The following is a 15806-nucleotide window of genomic DNA, read 5'->3' on the forward strand; positions in this document are numbered from 1 at the left end:
CCAACCGCCAACGCAAAGGCGGCGTCATATCCCCAGTACGACTCAAAGAAATCCCCTACCCTCAAGAACATCGAATTACATTTAACGCAATTAACCATCTTATATTGACACACGCAGAACGCACGACATATCCACCAACGCAAGCTAAATAACCAGCATAAAAAGAAAGCGGCATTCCGAAAAACAGAATGCCGCTTTTATTCAGCGGAGCAAAAGGGGCGAGGGCGCCCAAATACTCCCTATAACTAAAATGCCGAGTTACCGTGCCTTAAAGGGCTTCCGCACACCTCTTGCAAATATGTGCGTGACCGTTGTACTCGCCGACGGTGGTGCGGTAGTTCCAGCAACGATCGCAGCACTCGCCCTCGGCAGCCTCGATGGCAACGGAGAGCTCCTCGCCCTGGGTCAGCTCAACAGCGGAGACGATGTAGAACTCGGCCAGGTCGACGGCCTTGTCGCCGGTCAGCAGCGCATACACCTCGGCGGGAACGACCGCCTTGACGCGGACCTGTTGACTCTTAGTGAAGGTGCCGGCGGAGCGGGCATCCTCAAGGGCCTTGGTCACGGCGCTACGGAGCTCGAGCGAAGCCTCGAGCACGCCCTCAAACTCGTTGGCCTCGTCGACCGTGATGGGCGACTTGTACCAATCGAGCAGCGCGGCGTACTTCTGGTGATCGACGCAGCCGGCAGGCGCATAGGCCATGGCCTCGTCGACGGTGTAGGACAGAATCGGCTGCAGATCGCGCATGAGCATCGAGAAGAGCTCAGCGAGCACGGTCTGGGCGCTGCGGCGCTCGAGCGAACCGGGCTTGTCGCAGTACAGACGATCCTTCAGGGCGTCGAGGTACACGTTGGAAAGCTCGGTAACCACGAAGTCGTAAAGCGCACGGTAAGCGCGCGGGAACTCGTAGCAAGAGTAAGCGTCGTCGACCTCGGCCTGGACCTGGGTCAGACGGGCAACCATGAGCTTGTCGAGCGGCAGCAGGTCGGCAAAAGCGACGCCGTCGGTCTCGGGCTCAAACTGACCCTCGAGCTCGGAGAGCAGGAAGCGCAGCGTGTTGCGGAAGCGACGGTAGGCATCGGACGTACGGGCGAGAATCTCGTGGTCGATGGAGACGTCGGAGCTAGTATCGACGGAGGCGACCCACAGGCGGATGATGTCGGCGCCCATCTCGTCACAGACCTTGTTGGGGTCGATGACGTTACCGAGCGACTTGGACATCTTGCGACCCTGGCCGTCGAGCGTGAAGCCCTGCGAGACGACCGCCTTGTACGGAGCGTGACCGTTGGCACCCACCGAGGTGAGCAGCGAGCTCTGGAACCAACCGCGGTGCTGGTCGGAGCCCTCGAGATACACATCCGCCGGATACTCCAGCTCGGGGCGATACTCGCAGACGGCCTTCCAGGAGACACCGGAGTCCCACCACACGTCGAGGATGTCCTTATCGGCCTTGAGGTGATGGCCGCCGCACTTGGGGCAGACGCAGGCCTCGCCCAGGTAGCTCTCGGGAGCATCGGTGAACCAGGCGTCGGAGCCCTTCTCGTGGAAGAGCTTGATAACGGCGTCGAGCGTAGCGTCGTTCATGACCTTCTCGCCGCAGTCGGCGCAGGTGTAGCTGGGGATAGGCACGCCCCAGTTGCGCTGACGGCTGATGCACCAGTCGGGACGCTGCTCGACCATGGCACCGATGCGGTTGGCCGCGTGGGCCGGATACCACTTGACGTTCTCACGGACCTCCTTGCCAGCCTGCTCGCGCAAACCGGTCTTGTCCATCGAGACAAACCACTGGTCGGTAGCACGGAAGAGCACAGGGTGCTTGCAGCGCCAGCAGTGCGGATAGCTGTGCGTGATCTTCTTCTCGAGGACCAGGGTGCCGCGCTCGCGCAGGAACTCGATGATGTGCGGATTGGCCTCATCGGTGTCCATACCGCTGAAGGGGCCACCGGTACCAAACTCCTCGCCGGTGTAGAACTTGCCGTCGTCATCAACCGGCATGCAGATGTCGGTGATGCCCTCCTTGAGGCAGGCGAAGTAGTCGTCGACGCCGTGGCCGGGCGAGTTGTGGACGATACCGGTACCGTCATCGACACCGACGTAATCGGCCAGCAGCGCCACGCCCTCAACGCCATCAAAGATCGGCTGCTTGTAGTGGATGTGGTGGAAGGTCTCGGCGGGAACCACGTAGGGCTTGCCGTCGACCATGACCGGGGTGTACTCCCAGCCAAACTCCTCGCAGCACTTGGGAGCCAGGTCCTCGAGCATGACCTCGGCACGGCCATCGTGCTCAACGGCGACATAGGCGGCGCCGGGCTTAAGGGAAACGGCCTGGTCGGAGGGGATGGTCCACGGCGTGGTCGTCCAGATGATAAAGTCGACCGGGCCGTCGAAGTTCTCGAGGCCGGCGGGCTTGGAGGTCATCTCAAAGCGGACGAAGATAGAGGGGCTCGTCTCGTCGGAGTACTCGATCTCGGCCTCGGCGAGTGCGGTGTGGCAGTGCTTGCACCAGTGAACCGGCTTGTGGCCGCGATAGATCATGCCCTTGTCGAACATGGCCTTAAAGACCTCGATGTCGGCAGCGTCATGCTGATGATAGAGCGTCAGGTAGGGGTTGTCCCAGTCGCCGAGCACGCCCAGACGACGGAAGCCGGCCTTCTGCAGCTCGATGTTCTCGACAGCGAACTTGTTGCAGAGCTCACGGATCTTGGCCGTGGAAGTCTGGTTGAACTTCTCGGTGCCGAGCTTCTCCTCGACCTTGTGCTCAATCGGCTGACCGTGGCAGTCCCAACCAGGGACATAGGGAACCTCATAGCCCTGCATCATCCAGTAACGGTTGATCATGTCCTTGGAGATCTTGTTCATGGCGTGGCCGATGTGGATCGGGCCGTTGGCGTACGGAGGGCCGTCGTGCAGCACGAACTTCTTGTGACCCTCGTTCTTCTTCAGAACCTGCTCGTAGACCTTGTTGTCCTGCCAGTCCTTGAGTCGCTTGGGCTCGGACTTGGAAAGACCGGCACGCATGGGAAAACCGGTCTTGGGCAGATTCATCGTCTGCTTGTACTCGTTTGCCACGGTACCCCTTTCATGTCGTGGGCGCGCACGCCCGTTGGGCACCAAAAAAGCGCCCGTCCCTGCAAGCTGGGACGAAGCGCCACAAAACGGGCCGTGTGCCCGCAAAAGCTCTTCGCTTAACCACCCAGCTTAGATGCCCTCGCCCGCGATATCGCGCGCTCGCATCCGTTACTCGGCTGGCCTGTATCGACGACCATCTCGGCGATATCTACTAAGACGTGCCTGCGAGGCACGTCCGTTGGGATCGCAGCTCCGGGGTGATTTTCATCGGTCGCATGCACGGGCTCTCAGCACTCCCCGCTCTCTGTAGCATGCGGACGGCCGACTACTCGTCCCCATCAACGCTTATGCGCTGTATGGTAGCACGGTCAACGCCGACGAAAAACCCTCAACACTGGTTTTATACGTTAGAAATTTCTCGAGGTCGCAAGCACTCACTTGGAGCAAAATACCTGAAAGCACTTTATCTAACGAAAGAAGGCTGCTATGCGCACGATTGGAATGAGCGACTACACCGTCGGCGAGGACTGCTTTGACGAGCTGCCCGGTGCACTGGACGAGTACGGAGCGACCAAGGTCGCGATTATCGGTGGTAAACGATCACTGGCAGCGGCGCTTTCCGGTATCGAAGCGGCGCTGGATGGCACCGACGTCGAGATTCTGGAGACGCGCGTCTACGGCACCAACAGTACGCGCGCCAATATCGACAAGGTTGTGAACTCCCTTGCCTGCCAAGAAGCCGACGTTCTTATCGCATGCGGCGGCGGCAAGGCGCTCGATACCGTGAAGACCGCAGCCATCGAGCTCAAGAAGATCGTCTTTACGGTACCGACGATCTGCTCCAACTGCTCGGCCGCGACCGCCATTGCCGTTGTCTACAACGACGACGGCTCGCTCGAGGGCTATTCGTACCCCAACCGCCCCGCACACATCTTCATCAACCCCAAGATCATCGCCGAGGCTCCGGCGGAGTACTTCTGGGCCGGCGTAGGCGATGCCCTGTCCAAGCAGCCCGAGGTCGAGTACGCCACGAGCGCCGGCAACCTGGAGCACACCGCCGGTCTTGGCCTGGCACTCGCCCATACCTGCTCCGATCCGCTGTTTACCTACGGCGTTCAGGGTCTTGAGGACGTTCGCCAGAACCTGTCGACCGAGGCCGTCAAGCAAATCGCGCTCGATATCGTGGTCAACACGGGCTACGTCTCCAACCTGACCAACCAAAACGATTACTACTACAACTCGAGCGTGGCGCATGCATTCTACAACGCCACGTGCAGCATTCCGCGCGAGGGAACCTATCTGCACGGCGAGGTCGTGAGCCTGGGCGTGCTCGTGCTGTTCGCCTACACGGGCGATACCAAGAACCTTGAGCGCTACGCCGCCTTTAACAAGCAGATGGGGCTGCCCGTGACGCTTGAGCAGATCGGGCTTTCCGAGGCCGATATCCCTGCCCTGTGCGAGTATGCGCACGCCACCAACGAGTGGAAGCAGGGAAACCCCGAGCCCTTCACCGACGAAAAGTTCGACGCCGCCATCAAGGCTGCCAACACCTACGGCCACACACTCTAGAACTGGCCCAAAACCACCACAAAGGAGACAGGCACCTTTCTGGTGGTTTTTTATTGCTCCAGCATTCAGTTCGTACTCGAACCCGATTCTTTACGAGAAAGGGTTCGAGTACGTTTTATGTTTATCGGAAATTCTGCGGAAGGACTACTCGGAACGGTAAACAGGAACGAACAGAGGCAGGGTATCATCGTGGTGATGGTATCCTGCCTTTAGTTTTGCGGGATCAAGGTCGCTTTATGCGAACTTGTTCGCCACTTATATGGCGCATTGATGGCAATTGCTTCGTACGTGCATACCGGGAGCCTGTACACCTCAGGCAAGGCGTAACACACTAGACTTTGTTCCAAAGTCCGTGTGCTAAGGGGGCAGGCCCCTTAGAATTCCTGTGGAGTGTGTACGCACGTACGCAGGAAAACGGCAAAATTTCGCTATATCAGGGCGTTCTTTCATTGGAGAGTATGGTATACACGGCTTAGTTCAACAAATAAGAATTTATAGATAAAGGAGAATATTGATGAAACTGTTTTTATGTTCTCACTTTTCAAGTGTAGGAAGTCTGATAAAGGAAGAAATTGAAAATAAAAAAGTCGCATTTATTCCAACAGCTTCGCTGCGTGAAGGCTACACCGGTTATGTCGGCTCGGCTCGAAAATTATTCAAAAAGTTGGGAGCAATCGTAACTGAAATTGATATTTCAACGGAGGCTTATTCAACGATACAGTCTCTTTTTGAAGATGCGGATGTGATCTATTTTACCGGCGGAAATTCTTTTTTCCTTATAGACCAGCTCCGTAAAACGGGAACGGATGAGCTGTTGAAGAAAGAATTGGCAAAGGGAAAACTGATGATTGGTGAATCGGCAGGTGCGATTGTATGCGCTCCAAGCATCCAATATATCGAGCAAATGGATGAAAAGCCGGAGGACTACTCACAAGAAGATGATGCAGGTCTTGATTTGATTGATTTCTATGTTCTTCCGCATTATCTTACAGCACCATTTAAGAAAGATACCGAGAAAATAATGACTGAGTTTTCGGATTTGAATCTATGCCCAATTAACAACCGTCAGGGAATTGTAATTGATGGTGAAGGTTCAAAGGTAATTTGCAAAGACTAATTTGAATATTTCAGTTTGCTGTACTCATTCCTAGCAGGGTTTGGGGCAGGCACGCCCCAACAAGAAGCTGTCCCAAAGGGGCAAGAATGGGGACTGCGGACGATTTCTTGAACCGTTACGCGGCCCTTCCCAGCGCGGAGCGGAACTCGGCCGGCGTGCGGCCACCGAGCGCATCGCTGCGCCTCTCCGTATTGTATCGACCGATCCAGCCCCCGAGCTCCTCGATGAAGCTGGCGGAGGTCCAGTCCGACCAGTCCCTGCCGTACCAGAACTCCTTCTTGAGCAGGCCGAAGAAGCCCTCCATCGCCGCGTTGTCCGGGCTGCAGCCCTTGGCGGACTGGATTGGCTACACTGATGTGGACAGTTCCGGGAGGGGCGCAAGAGACGGGAAGGCCGTGTGCGCGTTCCTGCGCGAGGGCCGCGGGGAGGGGCTGCCTGGGTACGGCGCCTGTCAACTCGGTCTACGTCTTTGATGACCGGGTCGTACTCAATATCAACTTCACGGATGATGCCAAAACGGTCACCCGTGAGGAAGTGTTGGGTTCGAGTGCTATGGACAATGTTCCAGCATGCTGGGATCGAACTCGCTAGCCGGAATCACACGGTACCCGTGACGCAGCAGTAGATCGACAAAAACACCGTTGCCCGCTGTGAGGGTGCCGCTGAATGTTCCATCGTAGATGCGGCCGGCACCGCACGAGGGACTGCGATCCTGAAGAATACACGCGGCAATCTCAGACGGGCCACCCGCCTGCTCGCACATATCGAGTGTGCGCTGGGCGCCCAGGCGAAACTCGCGATCGACCGACACGCCCTCGCAGGTACGGACCTCGCCGTTCACAATCTCGGACGGCTTGCGCGGCGTGGGCAGGCCCCCAAAGACCTCAGGGCACACCAAGAGGACCTCGGTCTCTGTACGCTCGCAGGCCTCGACCAACTCGCGATGATAGTTGTCGAGCCCGTTATACTTGCAGCTCTCGCCCATCAAGCAGGCGCTCACCACGATCTTCATGTGCATCCCTCCTAAGCAAAACGCCCCATTTGAGATAGGCACTCAAATGGGGCGTCGATATTTACTGTCCCGAACGCAACGTTACTGTTGCTTTGGCATCAGCGGATTTTCGCGTGTGAGGAGGTTCATGAACTCCTCGCCCGTGATCGTCTCCTTCTTGTACAGATAACGAGCCAGCTCATGGAGCTTGAACTTGTTCTCCTTCAGGATCTGCAGGGCGCGATCATGCGCGTCCTCGATCAGCTTGGCGACAATCGCGTCCACGCGCTCGGCCGTACCGGGGGCGCAGGTGAGCGACGTGTCCTGGTTGAGGTACGCGTTCTGGACGGTACCGAGCGCCATCATGCCAAACTCATCGGACATACCAAAGCGCGTCACCATGTTACGGGCGAGTTTGGTGGCCTGCTCGATATCGTTGGCAGCACCAGTCGTCATCTCGCCAAAGATGAGCTCCTCCGCGGCACGTCCACCGCAGTAGACGGCGAGCTTGTCCAGGACCTCCTGGCGCGTGGTCAGGAAGCGCTCGTCCTCCTCGACCTGCATGGTGTAGCCCAGAGCGCCGCTCGTGCGCGGCACGATGGTGATCTTGGTAACCGGCGCGGAACCCTTTTGGCGGGCAGCGACGATGGCATGACCGATCTCGTGGTAGGAAACGACCTGCTTCTCGTGGTCGGAAAGCACCGTGGACTTACGCTGCTGGCCGGCAATGACGACCTCCACCGACTCCTCGAAGTCGTCCTGGGTCGCGCGCTTGCGGCCTTCGCGAACAGCGCGCAGGGCACCCTCGTTGATGATATTGGCAAGGTCGGCCCCCGAGGCACCGGGCGTGGCGCGGGCAATAGCGGTCAGGTCGATCGGCGGCTGCGTCTTCACGCTCTTGGCATGCAGCTCGAGGATGTTCTTGCGGCCAGTCAGGTCGGGCAGCTCAACGGGAATGCGGCGGTCAAAACGACCGGGGCGCAGCAGGGCGGGATCGAGGCTGTCGGGACGGTTGGTCGCAGCGAGGACGACGATGCCCTTGTGGTTATCGAAGCCGTCCATCTCGGTCAGCAGCTGGTTGAGCGTCTGCTCGCGCTCGTCGTTGCCACTAAAGCCGCCGCCATCGCGCTTCTTGCCGATGGTATCGATCTCATCGATAAAGACGATACACGGGGCCTTTTCCTTGGCCTGCTTAAACAGGTCACGAACCTTGGCGGCACCGCGGCCGACGAACATCTCGACGAACTCAGAACCCGAAATGCTAAAGAACGGCACGCCCGCCTCGCCGGCAACAGCCTTGGCAAGCAGGGTCTTACCGGTACCCGGAGGACCGACAAGGAGAGCACCGCGCGGAAGCTTGGCGCCGATCTCCTCGTAGCGCTGCGGATTCTCCAGAAAGTCGACGACCTCCTTGAGGGACTCCTTGGCCTCTTCCTGGCCGGCGACGTCCTTAAAGGTCACGCCAACATCCTTGGAGGCAATCACGCGAGCGCCGGACTTGCCCAGTCCGCCGCCGCCAAAGCCGCCGCCAAAGTTCATCGACGGGCCGTCATCACCCATGGCCTTCTTCATACGGCGGTTGAGCCACCAACCGATAAGGAAGAAAATCGCCATGGGAAGGATGAGTGTAAGAAGGTAGTAGGTCATCAGACCCGAGTTTTTATCGGGAACGACCGACTCCAGGGACGCACCGGATTCAAGCACGCGATCGGTAAAACCCGCATCATTCGGCACGCCGGTCGTCTTGTAGGCGATATTCTCGTCCTCGCCCTTCTTGGTGTAATAAATCGTGTAATCATCCGTGTTGTACTCGACCTTGTCGACGCTTTTCTTATCGAGCGCTTTGACAAACGTCGAATAATCGGTCTTCGTAATCTGCTGCGTGTGACCGATGTTGGGGAACAGAACGGTCGAGAGCACGAGGTAGACGACGAAGGCGATGAGCACGTAGAGGATCATATTCCGTCTACGTTTGTTGTCATCCATCTCCATCTGCTTGAACTCCATCTACTGGGGTTGATAATGCTATCTAGAATACCCAACCCGGACGGCGATAAACCGACTCCGGGCACGAAAGGACAGAGATGGCATCACTGGAAGTCGGCAAGGTTCAAATCTATACGGGCGACGGCAAGGGCAAGACGACGGCTGCGCTGGGGCTCGCGCTGCGCGCCACGGGCTATGGACTTAACGTGCTCATGCTGCAGTTTGCCAAGAAGCTACACTGCGCCGAACACGATGCCGCACCGCGCCTGGGACTGCGCATTGTACAGGCCGATCGCGACACACCCGAGGCTTGCGCCGAGCAGATCATGGAGCTCGCACGCGAGCAGATATCACAGGTCGACGTTCTGATTTTGGACGAACTCGGCGAGGCCATGCGCCGCGGCTTCGTGACGCGCGAGGATGTCGAAACGTTGATCGCTATAAAGCCAGCCACCACGGAACTCGTGCTCACCGGCCGAGGCCTGCTGCCACTGGCCGATCTTGCCGACCTGGTCACCGAAATGCGCCCCGTCAAACACTACTTCGACGAAGGCCTCCTAGCCCGTCAAGGCATCGAATACTAAATGACCCGAAAGGGACGGAGGAAAACGGATCGTTTCGCCTTATCGCCGGGCCAATGATCCGTTTTCCTCCGTCCCCTACGGGTCATTAGGCAGTGGCGCGGCCGAGCCAGTTGCCGCTGTGGTGGTAGATGGTGAACATCGTAGCTGTGATGAGCCAGGTTACGGGGTAAACCAGCAGCAGGTGCTCAAGCGACGGATCGAACGGCATAATCGCAAACACCCAGATCACCCTGAGCACGACGGTGCCAAAAATCGTGAGCAGCATGGGCTGCAAGCTCACGCCGGCGCCGCGGATAGAGCCCGACGCGTTCTCGATAATCGAGAAGATTGCGTAGAACGGCGCGATGAAATGAAGAATCGTCGTGGTGTACGCCGAAATCGAAGCATCGTCGACAAACAGACGCGACAACGGACCCGAGAACACCAGCAGCACGGCAGACAGGCCACCAATGAGCATAAACGACAGCACGAGCGACGTATGGTAGCCCTTGCGCATGCGCTCGTAGTTGCGCGCGCCAAAGTTCTGTGCCGAGAACGTGGTGATCGACACGCCAAGCGCCTCGGTAACCATCCAGACAATGCCATCCAAACGGCCCGAAAGACCCCACGCCGTGGTGATATCGGCGCCAAACGAGTTGACCGACACCTGAATCAAAACGTTGGAAATCGAATACGCAGCAGACTGAAAGCCAAGCGGCAGACCACACGAGATCATGCTCTTACAAATGCCAGGATCAATGCCGAGTTTGAACAGCGAAAGCCGCCACGCACCCGGTGCGTGCATCATGCGAATCACGATCATCGTGGCGTTGGAGCAAATGGTCAGCGCCACCGCGATGCCGCAGCCCAGAGCCTCCATATGAAGCACGGCAACGAAGATGACATCCAGCACCGCATTAACAAGGCAGCCGGAAGCGATGATCACAGCAGGTCCGCGCGTGTCGCCCACGGCGCGCAGCAGTGCTGTTCCCATATTGAGCAGCAGCGCCGCAACCATAGCGGCAAAATAGCAACGAGCATAGGCCACTCCCTCGGCCAATAATTCATGCGGTGTGTTCATAAGCACCAGCATGGGCTCAACGAACACTATGCCAAGAATCGAGAAAACGATACCGCCCACCAGCGCGAGGGTCATGGCCGTATGGACCGAACGACTCAGTCGCTCATCATCGTGCTGGCCAAAATACTGACCGGTAATGACCGCGCAGCCGGCGCCGACGCCAACGCAAAAGCCAATGCAGAGCTCGGTGAGCACCATCGTGGCCTGAATGCCACCCAGTGCAAGCTTGCCGCCAAACTGGCCGACGATATAGGTACCGATAAGCGTGTAGGCCTGTTGAAAAAACGAACTAAAGAAGATGGGAACGCACAGCGAAAGCAGCTGCTGCCAAATAACACCCTGCGTTACATCGATAGCCGTAGATTTCTTAGCCACACGCCCTCCCCACCAGCATACGTCAAACAACAAAACGGCAATTTAAGGCCAAAACCAATAGCAGCTTAGCACCGACCGGCGTCGACCGAAACACCCCGAGTCAGAGCCCGGTGCGAACTATCTGCTTAGTGATACAAACCCGGCTGGTAGTGATACTCATTGCTCACATGCGGGCACAGCTGCCAAAAGGCGACGGCACTCGCCGCGGCCACGTTGAGCGAATCGACCCCGTGCGCCATCGGAATGCGCACGGCCCGGTCGCAGCCCGCGATGGTCTTGGCGCCCAGGCCAGCACCCTCGGTGCCCATAAAGATTGCCAGGCGGTCAATCTCCTGGAGCGCGGCATCGTCCAGCGAAACGGAGTCGTCCGTCAGCGCCATCGCAGCGCACGAAAAACCGGCTTCGTGCAGTGCCGCCAGGCCATCGTGCGGCCACACACGAGCCTCGCTGCCAATACGCGTCCACGGCACCTGAAACACCGTGCCCATGCTCACGCGGGCCGAGCGACGGTACAGCGGGTCGCAGCACGTCGGACTGACCAAAATACCGTCGACATTGAGCGCGGCGGCCGAGCGGAAAATCGCACCCACGTTCGTGTGGTCGACAATACCCTCGAGCACGCACACGCGCACCGGGCGCTCCCCCGCCGCCTCGACGACGCCACCCAAGAACTCATCAACCGGAATCTGTCGCGGGCGACGAAACGCCGCGAGCGCACCGCGCGTCACGTTAAAGCCCGTCAGCTGCTCCATGAGTTCCATGGAAGCCACGAACACAGGAACCGGACCTGCGCCCTCGCGCACAACCAGGCGCTCAAACAGCGGCGTCATCTGGTCGAGCCAGCGTTCGCCCAAAAGAAAGCTCACCGGCTCGTATCTGGCACGCACCGCGCGCTCAATAACCTTGGCACTCTCGGCGATAAAGATGCCCTTTTGCGGCTCCAGCACGCAGCGCAGCTCGCGCTCGGTCAGTCGCACGTAGGCATCGAGCCGCTCGTCCTCGAGCGAATCAATTCGCAGAACCTCAACGGCATCAGTCATAGCAGCCTGCCCGCACCCTTCTTTACAGCACATCTATACCAAACGAGGCGACGCTAAGCGCCGCCCCATGCATTCAATCAACCCGATGATACCGTTCGCGCCAGGCGATTTACGCCCCAACGCGACGATACGTCACGAACTCATAATCGACACCTTCGTCGCCCTCACCCGCGGCAATCGTGGCAACCCCGCCAGCCCGCGAAACTTCCCATGCAGGATCGGCATCCAAATTGGGAAAATACGTGTCCACGGGATGGACGCAGTGGTTATGCGTGACCTCGGCCTCCACGCAGTACGGCAAAAATTGCCGATAGACATCGCCGCCGCCGATCACCCACGCAACGGGCTCATCGGCAACCGCAGCGAGCGCCTCGTCGATGCTATGCACCACGTCGACGCCCTCGGGAGCAAAGCTCTCGTCGCGGGTGAGCACGATATTGCGGCGGTTTTTGAGCGGACGCCCACCAGGAAAACTCAGTAGCGTCTTGCGCCCCATAATGACCGGGCAACCCTTGGTGCAGGCCACAAAATGGCGCATGTCGGCGCGATTGGAAACCACCATGTCGCCCTCACATCCAATGCCCCAGTCGTCACACACGGCGACGATGGCAGAAAGCTTACACGTCATGAGCGCCACCTACACCGCAATGGGAATGTTCTTGACCTGCGGGCCGTGCTCGTAGCCCTCGACGATGAGGTCATCGGTCGTAAACGCATAGAAATCGTGCACGTCGGGGTTAAGCGTTACCTTGGGCGCCGCAAACTGCGGACGCTCGATAAGTTCACGGACAATATCGACATGACGGTCGTAAATGTGGGCATCGGCAATCACATGCAGCAGCTCACCGGGAATCATATCGACCGACTGCGCGACCATCATCAGCAAAATGGCGTACTGGCACACATTCCAGTTGTTGGCGGCTAAAATGTCCTGGCTGCGCTGGTTGAGAATCATGTTGAGTGTGGGTTTATCGTCCTGCGGGCGCTGCGTGACGTTATAGGTCACGCTGTACGCGCACGGATACAGGTGCATTTCGGACAGGTCGCTAAACACGTACGTGTTGGTCATGATGCGGCGGCTGTACGGCGTGTTCTTAAGGTCGTACAGCACGCGGTCCATCTGGTCAAAGTCACCCTCGGCATAATGGCTTTTCTGCCCAATCTGGTACCCGTAGGCCTTGCCGATGGAGCCAGTCTCGTCGGCCCACTCATCCCAAATATGGCTGTTGAGGTCGCGGACGTTATTTGACTTCTTTTGATAGATCCACAAGATCTCGTCCATGGCAGACTTAAGCGCCGTGCGACGCAGTGTGAGCGCGGGAAACTCCTCACGCAGGTCGTAGCGAGCCGTAACGCCAAAGTTTTTAATGGTATAGGCAGGGGTGCCGTCCTCCCACACCGGTCGGACCTTTTGGCCCTCGGTGGTGGTGCCATGGTCCAAGATATCGCGGCACATGGTTACAAACTGTTGATCAGCCTTGCTCATTGACCCTCCTGTCAGTCGCCTATAAGCGAAATTCATTGTAGCCTAGGCGCACGCGACCCCACAGCCCAAACATAAGCCCTCATTTTCTGACATATGCCAGAAATTCCTTGCGCATATCCGCACGTTCGATATTCTATTGTTGACATATGTCAGATAAGGAGAGTGAATGGCAGGAAGACGAGAAAAATTGCGCCGCGTTGGGATCATCCCCGAATATCGCGGTTTTACCCCCGACGGCCTTGCCAGCGGAGATGCCATCGACATGACGGTCGACGAACTCGAGGTCCTGCGACTGTGCGACCTGGAAGGACTCAATCAGGAGGCAGTCGCCCAACAAATGGGTATCGCTCGCGCCACCGTGGCGGCCATCTGCAGCCGCGCACATCGCAAGGTGGCAAACGCGCTGGTCAATGGACGGGCGATTGTCATCGAAGGCGGCAACATCGCGTATTCCCCCATCACCACGACGACGGCCGCATGGCCAGCAAAGGAGGTCGACACCATGAGGGTGGCAACGACGTACGACGACGGCAATATCTTTATGCACTTTGGCCGCAGCGAACAGTTCAAGATCTACGACATCCAGGATGGCAAGGTGCTCAACGAGCAGGTCGTAAACACCGGTGGCACCGGCCACGGCGCCTTGGCGGGCCTGCTTGCCAACGGTGGCGTTGACACGCTCATCTGCGGCGGCATCGGCGGCGGCGCCATCAACGCGCTCGCCCAGGCCGGCATCACGGTCTATGCAGGAGCCCAGGGCAACTGCGACGCTTGCGTCGAAGCCCTCATTGCCGGTACGCTCGCGCAGACCGGCGAGGCCACCTGCGACTGCCACGGCCATGACCACGACCACGCCCACGAACATGGCGAGTCCTGCAGTTGCCACGGCCATCACGAGCACGAGGGCCACGAGGGCTGCGGCTGCCACTAACGGCACGGCACCGCGAGCTCGGGGCGCGACACTGAACGCAGCCCAACTATCAAAGCCAACAACAAAGGCCACCCGGTAACTTCCGAGTGGCCTTTGCCATATCAAGCTGGAATTACAGCCCTATTTCTTATTGCGCATCTGCGCTTCCATCTGGCGCAGCAGCTCCATATCGGACTTGGGACCGCCCGTACCCAGGCCGCCCATACCGCCCAGACCCATAGCGTCCAGCCCAGGGATATTGGGCATGCGCATCTTTTTGCCCTTCTTGCCCTTTTTGCCCTTCTTGCCGCCGGCCTGTGCCTGATTGGCCATCGTGCGCATGCGGCCCATCATCTTGTTCATCTCGCCCCACTGCTTCATAAGGCTATTGACCTCGGTGGGGGTCACACCGGCGCCCTTGGCGATACGCGCGCGGCGCTGGCCGTTGATGATGGAGGGACGCAGGCGCTCCTCCTTGGTCATCGACATGATGATGGCCTCGTTCTTATCGAAGATGCCCTCGTCCAGGTTGCCGCCCATCTGGTTGAGCGCGCGCTGACCGCCGGGAAGCATACCCAGAATGCCCTTCATGCCGCCCATCTTCTTGACGGCCTTCATCTGGTCGAGCATGTCGTTCATGGTAAAGCCCTCGCGCAGCATACGCTCGGCAGCCTCGAGCTGCTCGGCGTCGGCCGCCTCCTGGGCCTTCTCGATGATGCCGACAACATCGCCCATGCCCAAGATGCGCTTGGCCATGCGGTCGGGGTAGAACGGCTCCAGCGAATCGGGCTTCTCGCCCATGCTCACGAACTTAATGGGCTTACCGGTCACCTGGCGCACAGAAAGCGCGCCGCCACCACGGGCATCGCCGTCGAGCTTGGAGATAATCACGCCGTCAAAGTCGGTGCGCTCGGCAAAGGTCGAGACGACGTTGACGATATCCTGGCCGGTCATGGCATCGACGACCATCAGCACCTGATCGGGCTTGACGGCCTTCTTGATGTCCACGGCTTCCTGCATCATCTGCTCGTCGATCTGCAAACGACCGGCGGTATCGACGATGACCACGTCACGCAGGTGGTCGACGGCCTCCTGAATGGCGCCCTTGGCGATATCGACCGGGTGCTCGCCGTCACCGCGGAAGACCGGCACGCCGATCTCTCCGCCGAGCGTGGCCAGCTGGTCGGCAGCGGCGGGACGGTAGACATCGCACGCGGCGAGCAGCGGCGAGCGGCCCTGCTTCTTGAGCAGGTAGGCCAGCTTTACGGCAGCCGTAGTCTTACCGGAGCCCTGCAGGCCGACGAGCATGATGACATTGGGAATGCGGTTGCTAAAGACGAGCTTGCTCTCGGTGGAACCGAGCATCTCGGTGAGCTCGTCGAGCACAATCTTGACGACGTTTTGCGCCGGCGACAGCGACTCCATGACCTCGGCGGTCATGCAGCGCTCCTTGGTCTTGGCGACGAACTCCTTGACGACCTTGAAGTTGACGTCGGCCTCGAGCAGCGCCATGCGAATGTCGCGCATGGCCGAGGTAATATCGGCCTCGGTCAATTTACCCTTGCCGCGCAGGCGGTCAAATGTGTCGTTGAGGCGATCGCTCAGAGAATCAAACACT

At 58.8% G+C, this 15806-nt stretch carries 12 protein-coding genes and 1 pseudogene; 4 read left to right on the forward strand and 9 right to left on the reverse strand.

The window, feature by feature from the left end:
- Positions 1–268: 268 nt before the first annotated feature.
- The gene (ileS, locus tag AQ996_RS03510; RefSeq protein ID WP_216594991.1) at positions 269–3046 is read right to left on the reverse strand and encodes an isoleucine--tRNA ligase; all 2778 of its coding nucleotides are present in this window, start codon (positions 3044–3046) and stop codon (positions 269–271) included.
- Between the two features lie 510 nt (positions 3047–3556).
- On the opposite strand from ileS, the gene AQ996_RS03515 reads away from it, so the two are divergent.
- Positions 3557–4639 (forward strand): iron-containing alcohol dehydrogenase family protein, encoded by a 1083-nt coding sequence (locus AQ996_RS03515; protein ID WP_055251098.1) that lies wholly within the window; start codon positions 3557–3559, stop codon positions 4637–4639.
- Positions 4640–5153: 514 nt separating this feature from the next.
- Positions 5154–5756 (forward strand): Type 1 glutamine amidotransferase-like domain-containing protein, encoded by a 603-nt coding sequence (locus AQ996_RS03520; protein WP_055251100.1) that lies wholly within the window; start codon positions 5154–5156, stop codon positions 5754–5756.
- Positions 5757–5871: 115 nt separating this feature from the next.
- On the opposite strand, the pseudogene AQ996_RS09630 reads toward AQ996_RS03520, so the two are convergent.
- The 3 genes and pseudogenes from AQ996_RS09630 to ftsH all read right to left on the reverse strand — a co-directional run.
- Positions 5872–6093, reverse strand: a pseudogene (locus tag AQ996_RS09630) (IS3 family transposase); the annotation flags it as partial.
- Positions 6094–6306: 213 nt separating this feature from the next.
- Positions 6307–6768, reverse strand: coding sequence for a 2-thiouracil desulfurase family protein (locus tag AQ996_RS03530; RefSeq protein WP_055251104.1), 462 nt, complete (start codon positions 6766–6768; stop codon positions 6307–6309).
- A gap of 81 nt (positions 6769–6849) precedes the next feature.
- Entirely contained in the window at positions 6850–8739 is a 1890-nt protein-coding gene (ftsH, locus tag AQ996_RS03535) for an ATP-dependent zinc metalloprotease FtsH (RefSeq protein WP_172674603.1), read from the reverse strand.
- A gap of 92 nt (positions 8740–8831) precedes the next feature.
- On the opposite strand from ftsH, the gene AQ996_RS03540 reads away from it, so the two are divergent.
- A complete protein-coding gene (locus AQ996_RS03540; protein WP_055251108.1) occupies positions 8832–9317 on the forward strand; it encodes a cob(I)yrinic acid a,c-diamide adenosyltransferase in 486 nt (161 codons plus the stop codon).
- A gap of 85 nt (positions 9318–9402) precedes the next feature.
- Here the strand turns inward: AQ996_RS03540 and AQ996_RS03545 are convergent, their stop codons facing one another.
- From AQ996_RS03545 to thyA, 4 genes are all read right to left on the reverse strand, one after another.
- Positions 9403–10752, reverse strand: a complete 1350-nt coding sequence (locus AQ996_RS03545) for an MATE family efflux transporter (protein WP_055251110.1) — start codon at positions 10750–10752, stop codon at positions 9403–9405.
- Positions 10753–10877: 125 nt separating this feature from the next.
- Complete coding sequence (locus AQ996_RS03550) at positions 10878–11792, reverse strand: TrmH family RNA methyltransferase (RefSeq protein ID WP_055251112.1); 915 nt, start codon at positions 11790–11792, stop codon at positions 10878–10880.
- Positions 11793–11901: 109 nt separating this feature from the next.
- Complete coding sequence (locus AQ996_RS03555; protein WP_055251115.1) at positions 11902–12420, reverse strand: dihydrofolate reductase; 519 nt, start codon at positions 12418–12420, stop codon at positions 11902–11904.
- A 9-nt stretch (positions 12421–12429) separates the two neighbouring features.
- Positions 12430–13278 carry a thymidylate synthase gene (thyA, locus tag AQ996_RS03560; protein ID WP_055251117.1) on the reverse strand — a complete coding sequence of 283 codons (849 nt, stop codon included), beginning with the start codon at positions 13276–13278 and terminating at the stop codon, positions 12430–12432.
- 166 nt (positions 13279–13444) lie between these two features.
- Between thyA and AQ996_RS03565 the strand changes: the two genes are divergently transcribed.
- On the forward strand, positions 13445–14209 hold the full coding sequence (locus AQ996_RS03565) for a NifB/NifX family molybdenum-iron cluster-binding protein (RefSeq protein WP_055251119.1): 765 nt from the start codon (positions 13445–13447) through the stop codon (positions 14207–14209).
- 120 nt (positions 14210–14329) lie between these two features.
- Here the strand turns inward: AQ996_RS03565 and ffh are convergent, their stop codons facing one another.
- Positions 14330–15805 (reverse strand): signal recognition particle protein, encoded by a 1476-nt coding sequence (gene ffh / locus AQ996_RS03570; RefSeq protein ID WP_055251122.1) that lies wholly within the window; start codon positions 15803–15805, stop codon positions 14330–14332.
- Position 15806: the final 1 nt, after the last annotated feature.

The sequence above is a fragment of the Collinsella aerofaciens genome, assembly GCF_001404695.1.
In the GTDB taxonomy this organism is placed as follows: Bacteria; Actinomycetota; Coriobacteriia; order Coriobacteriales; family Coriobacteriaceae; genus Collinsella; species Collinsella aerofaciens_E.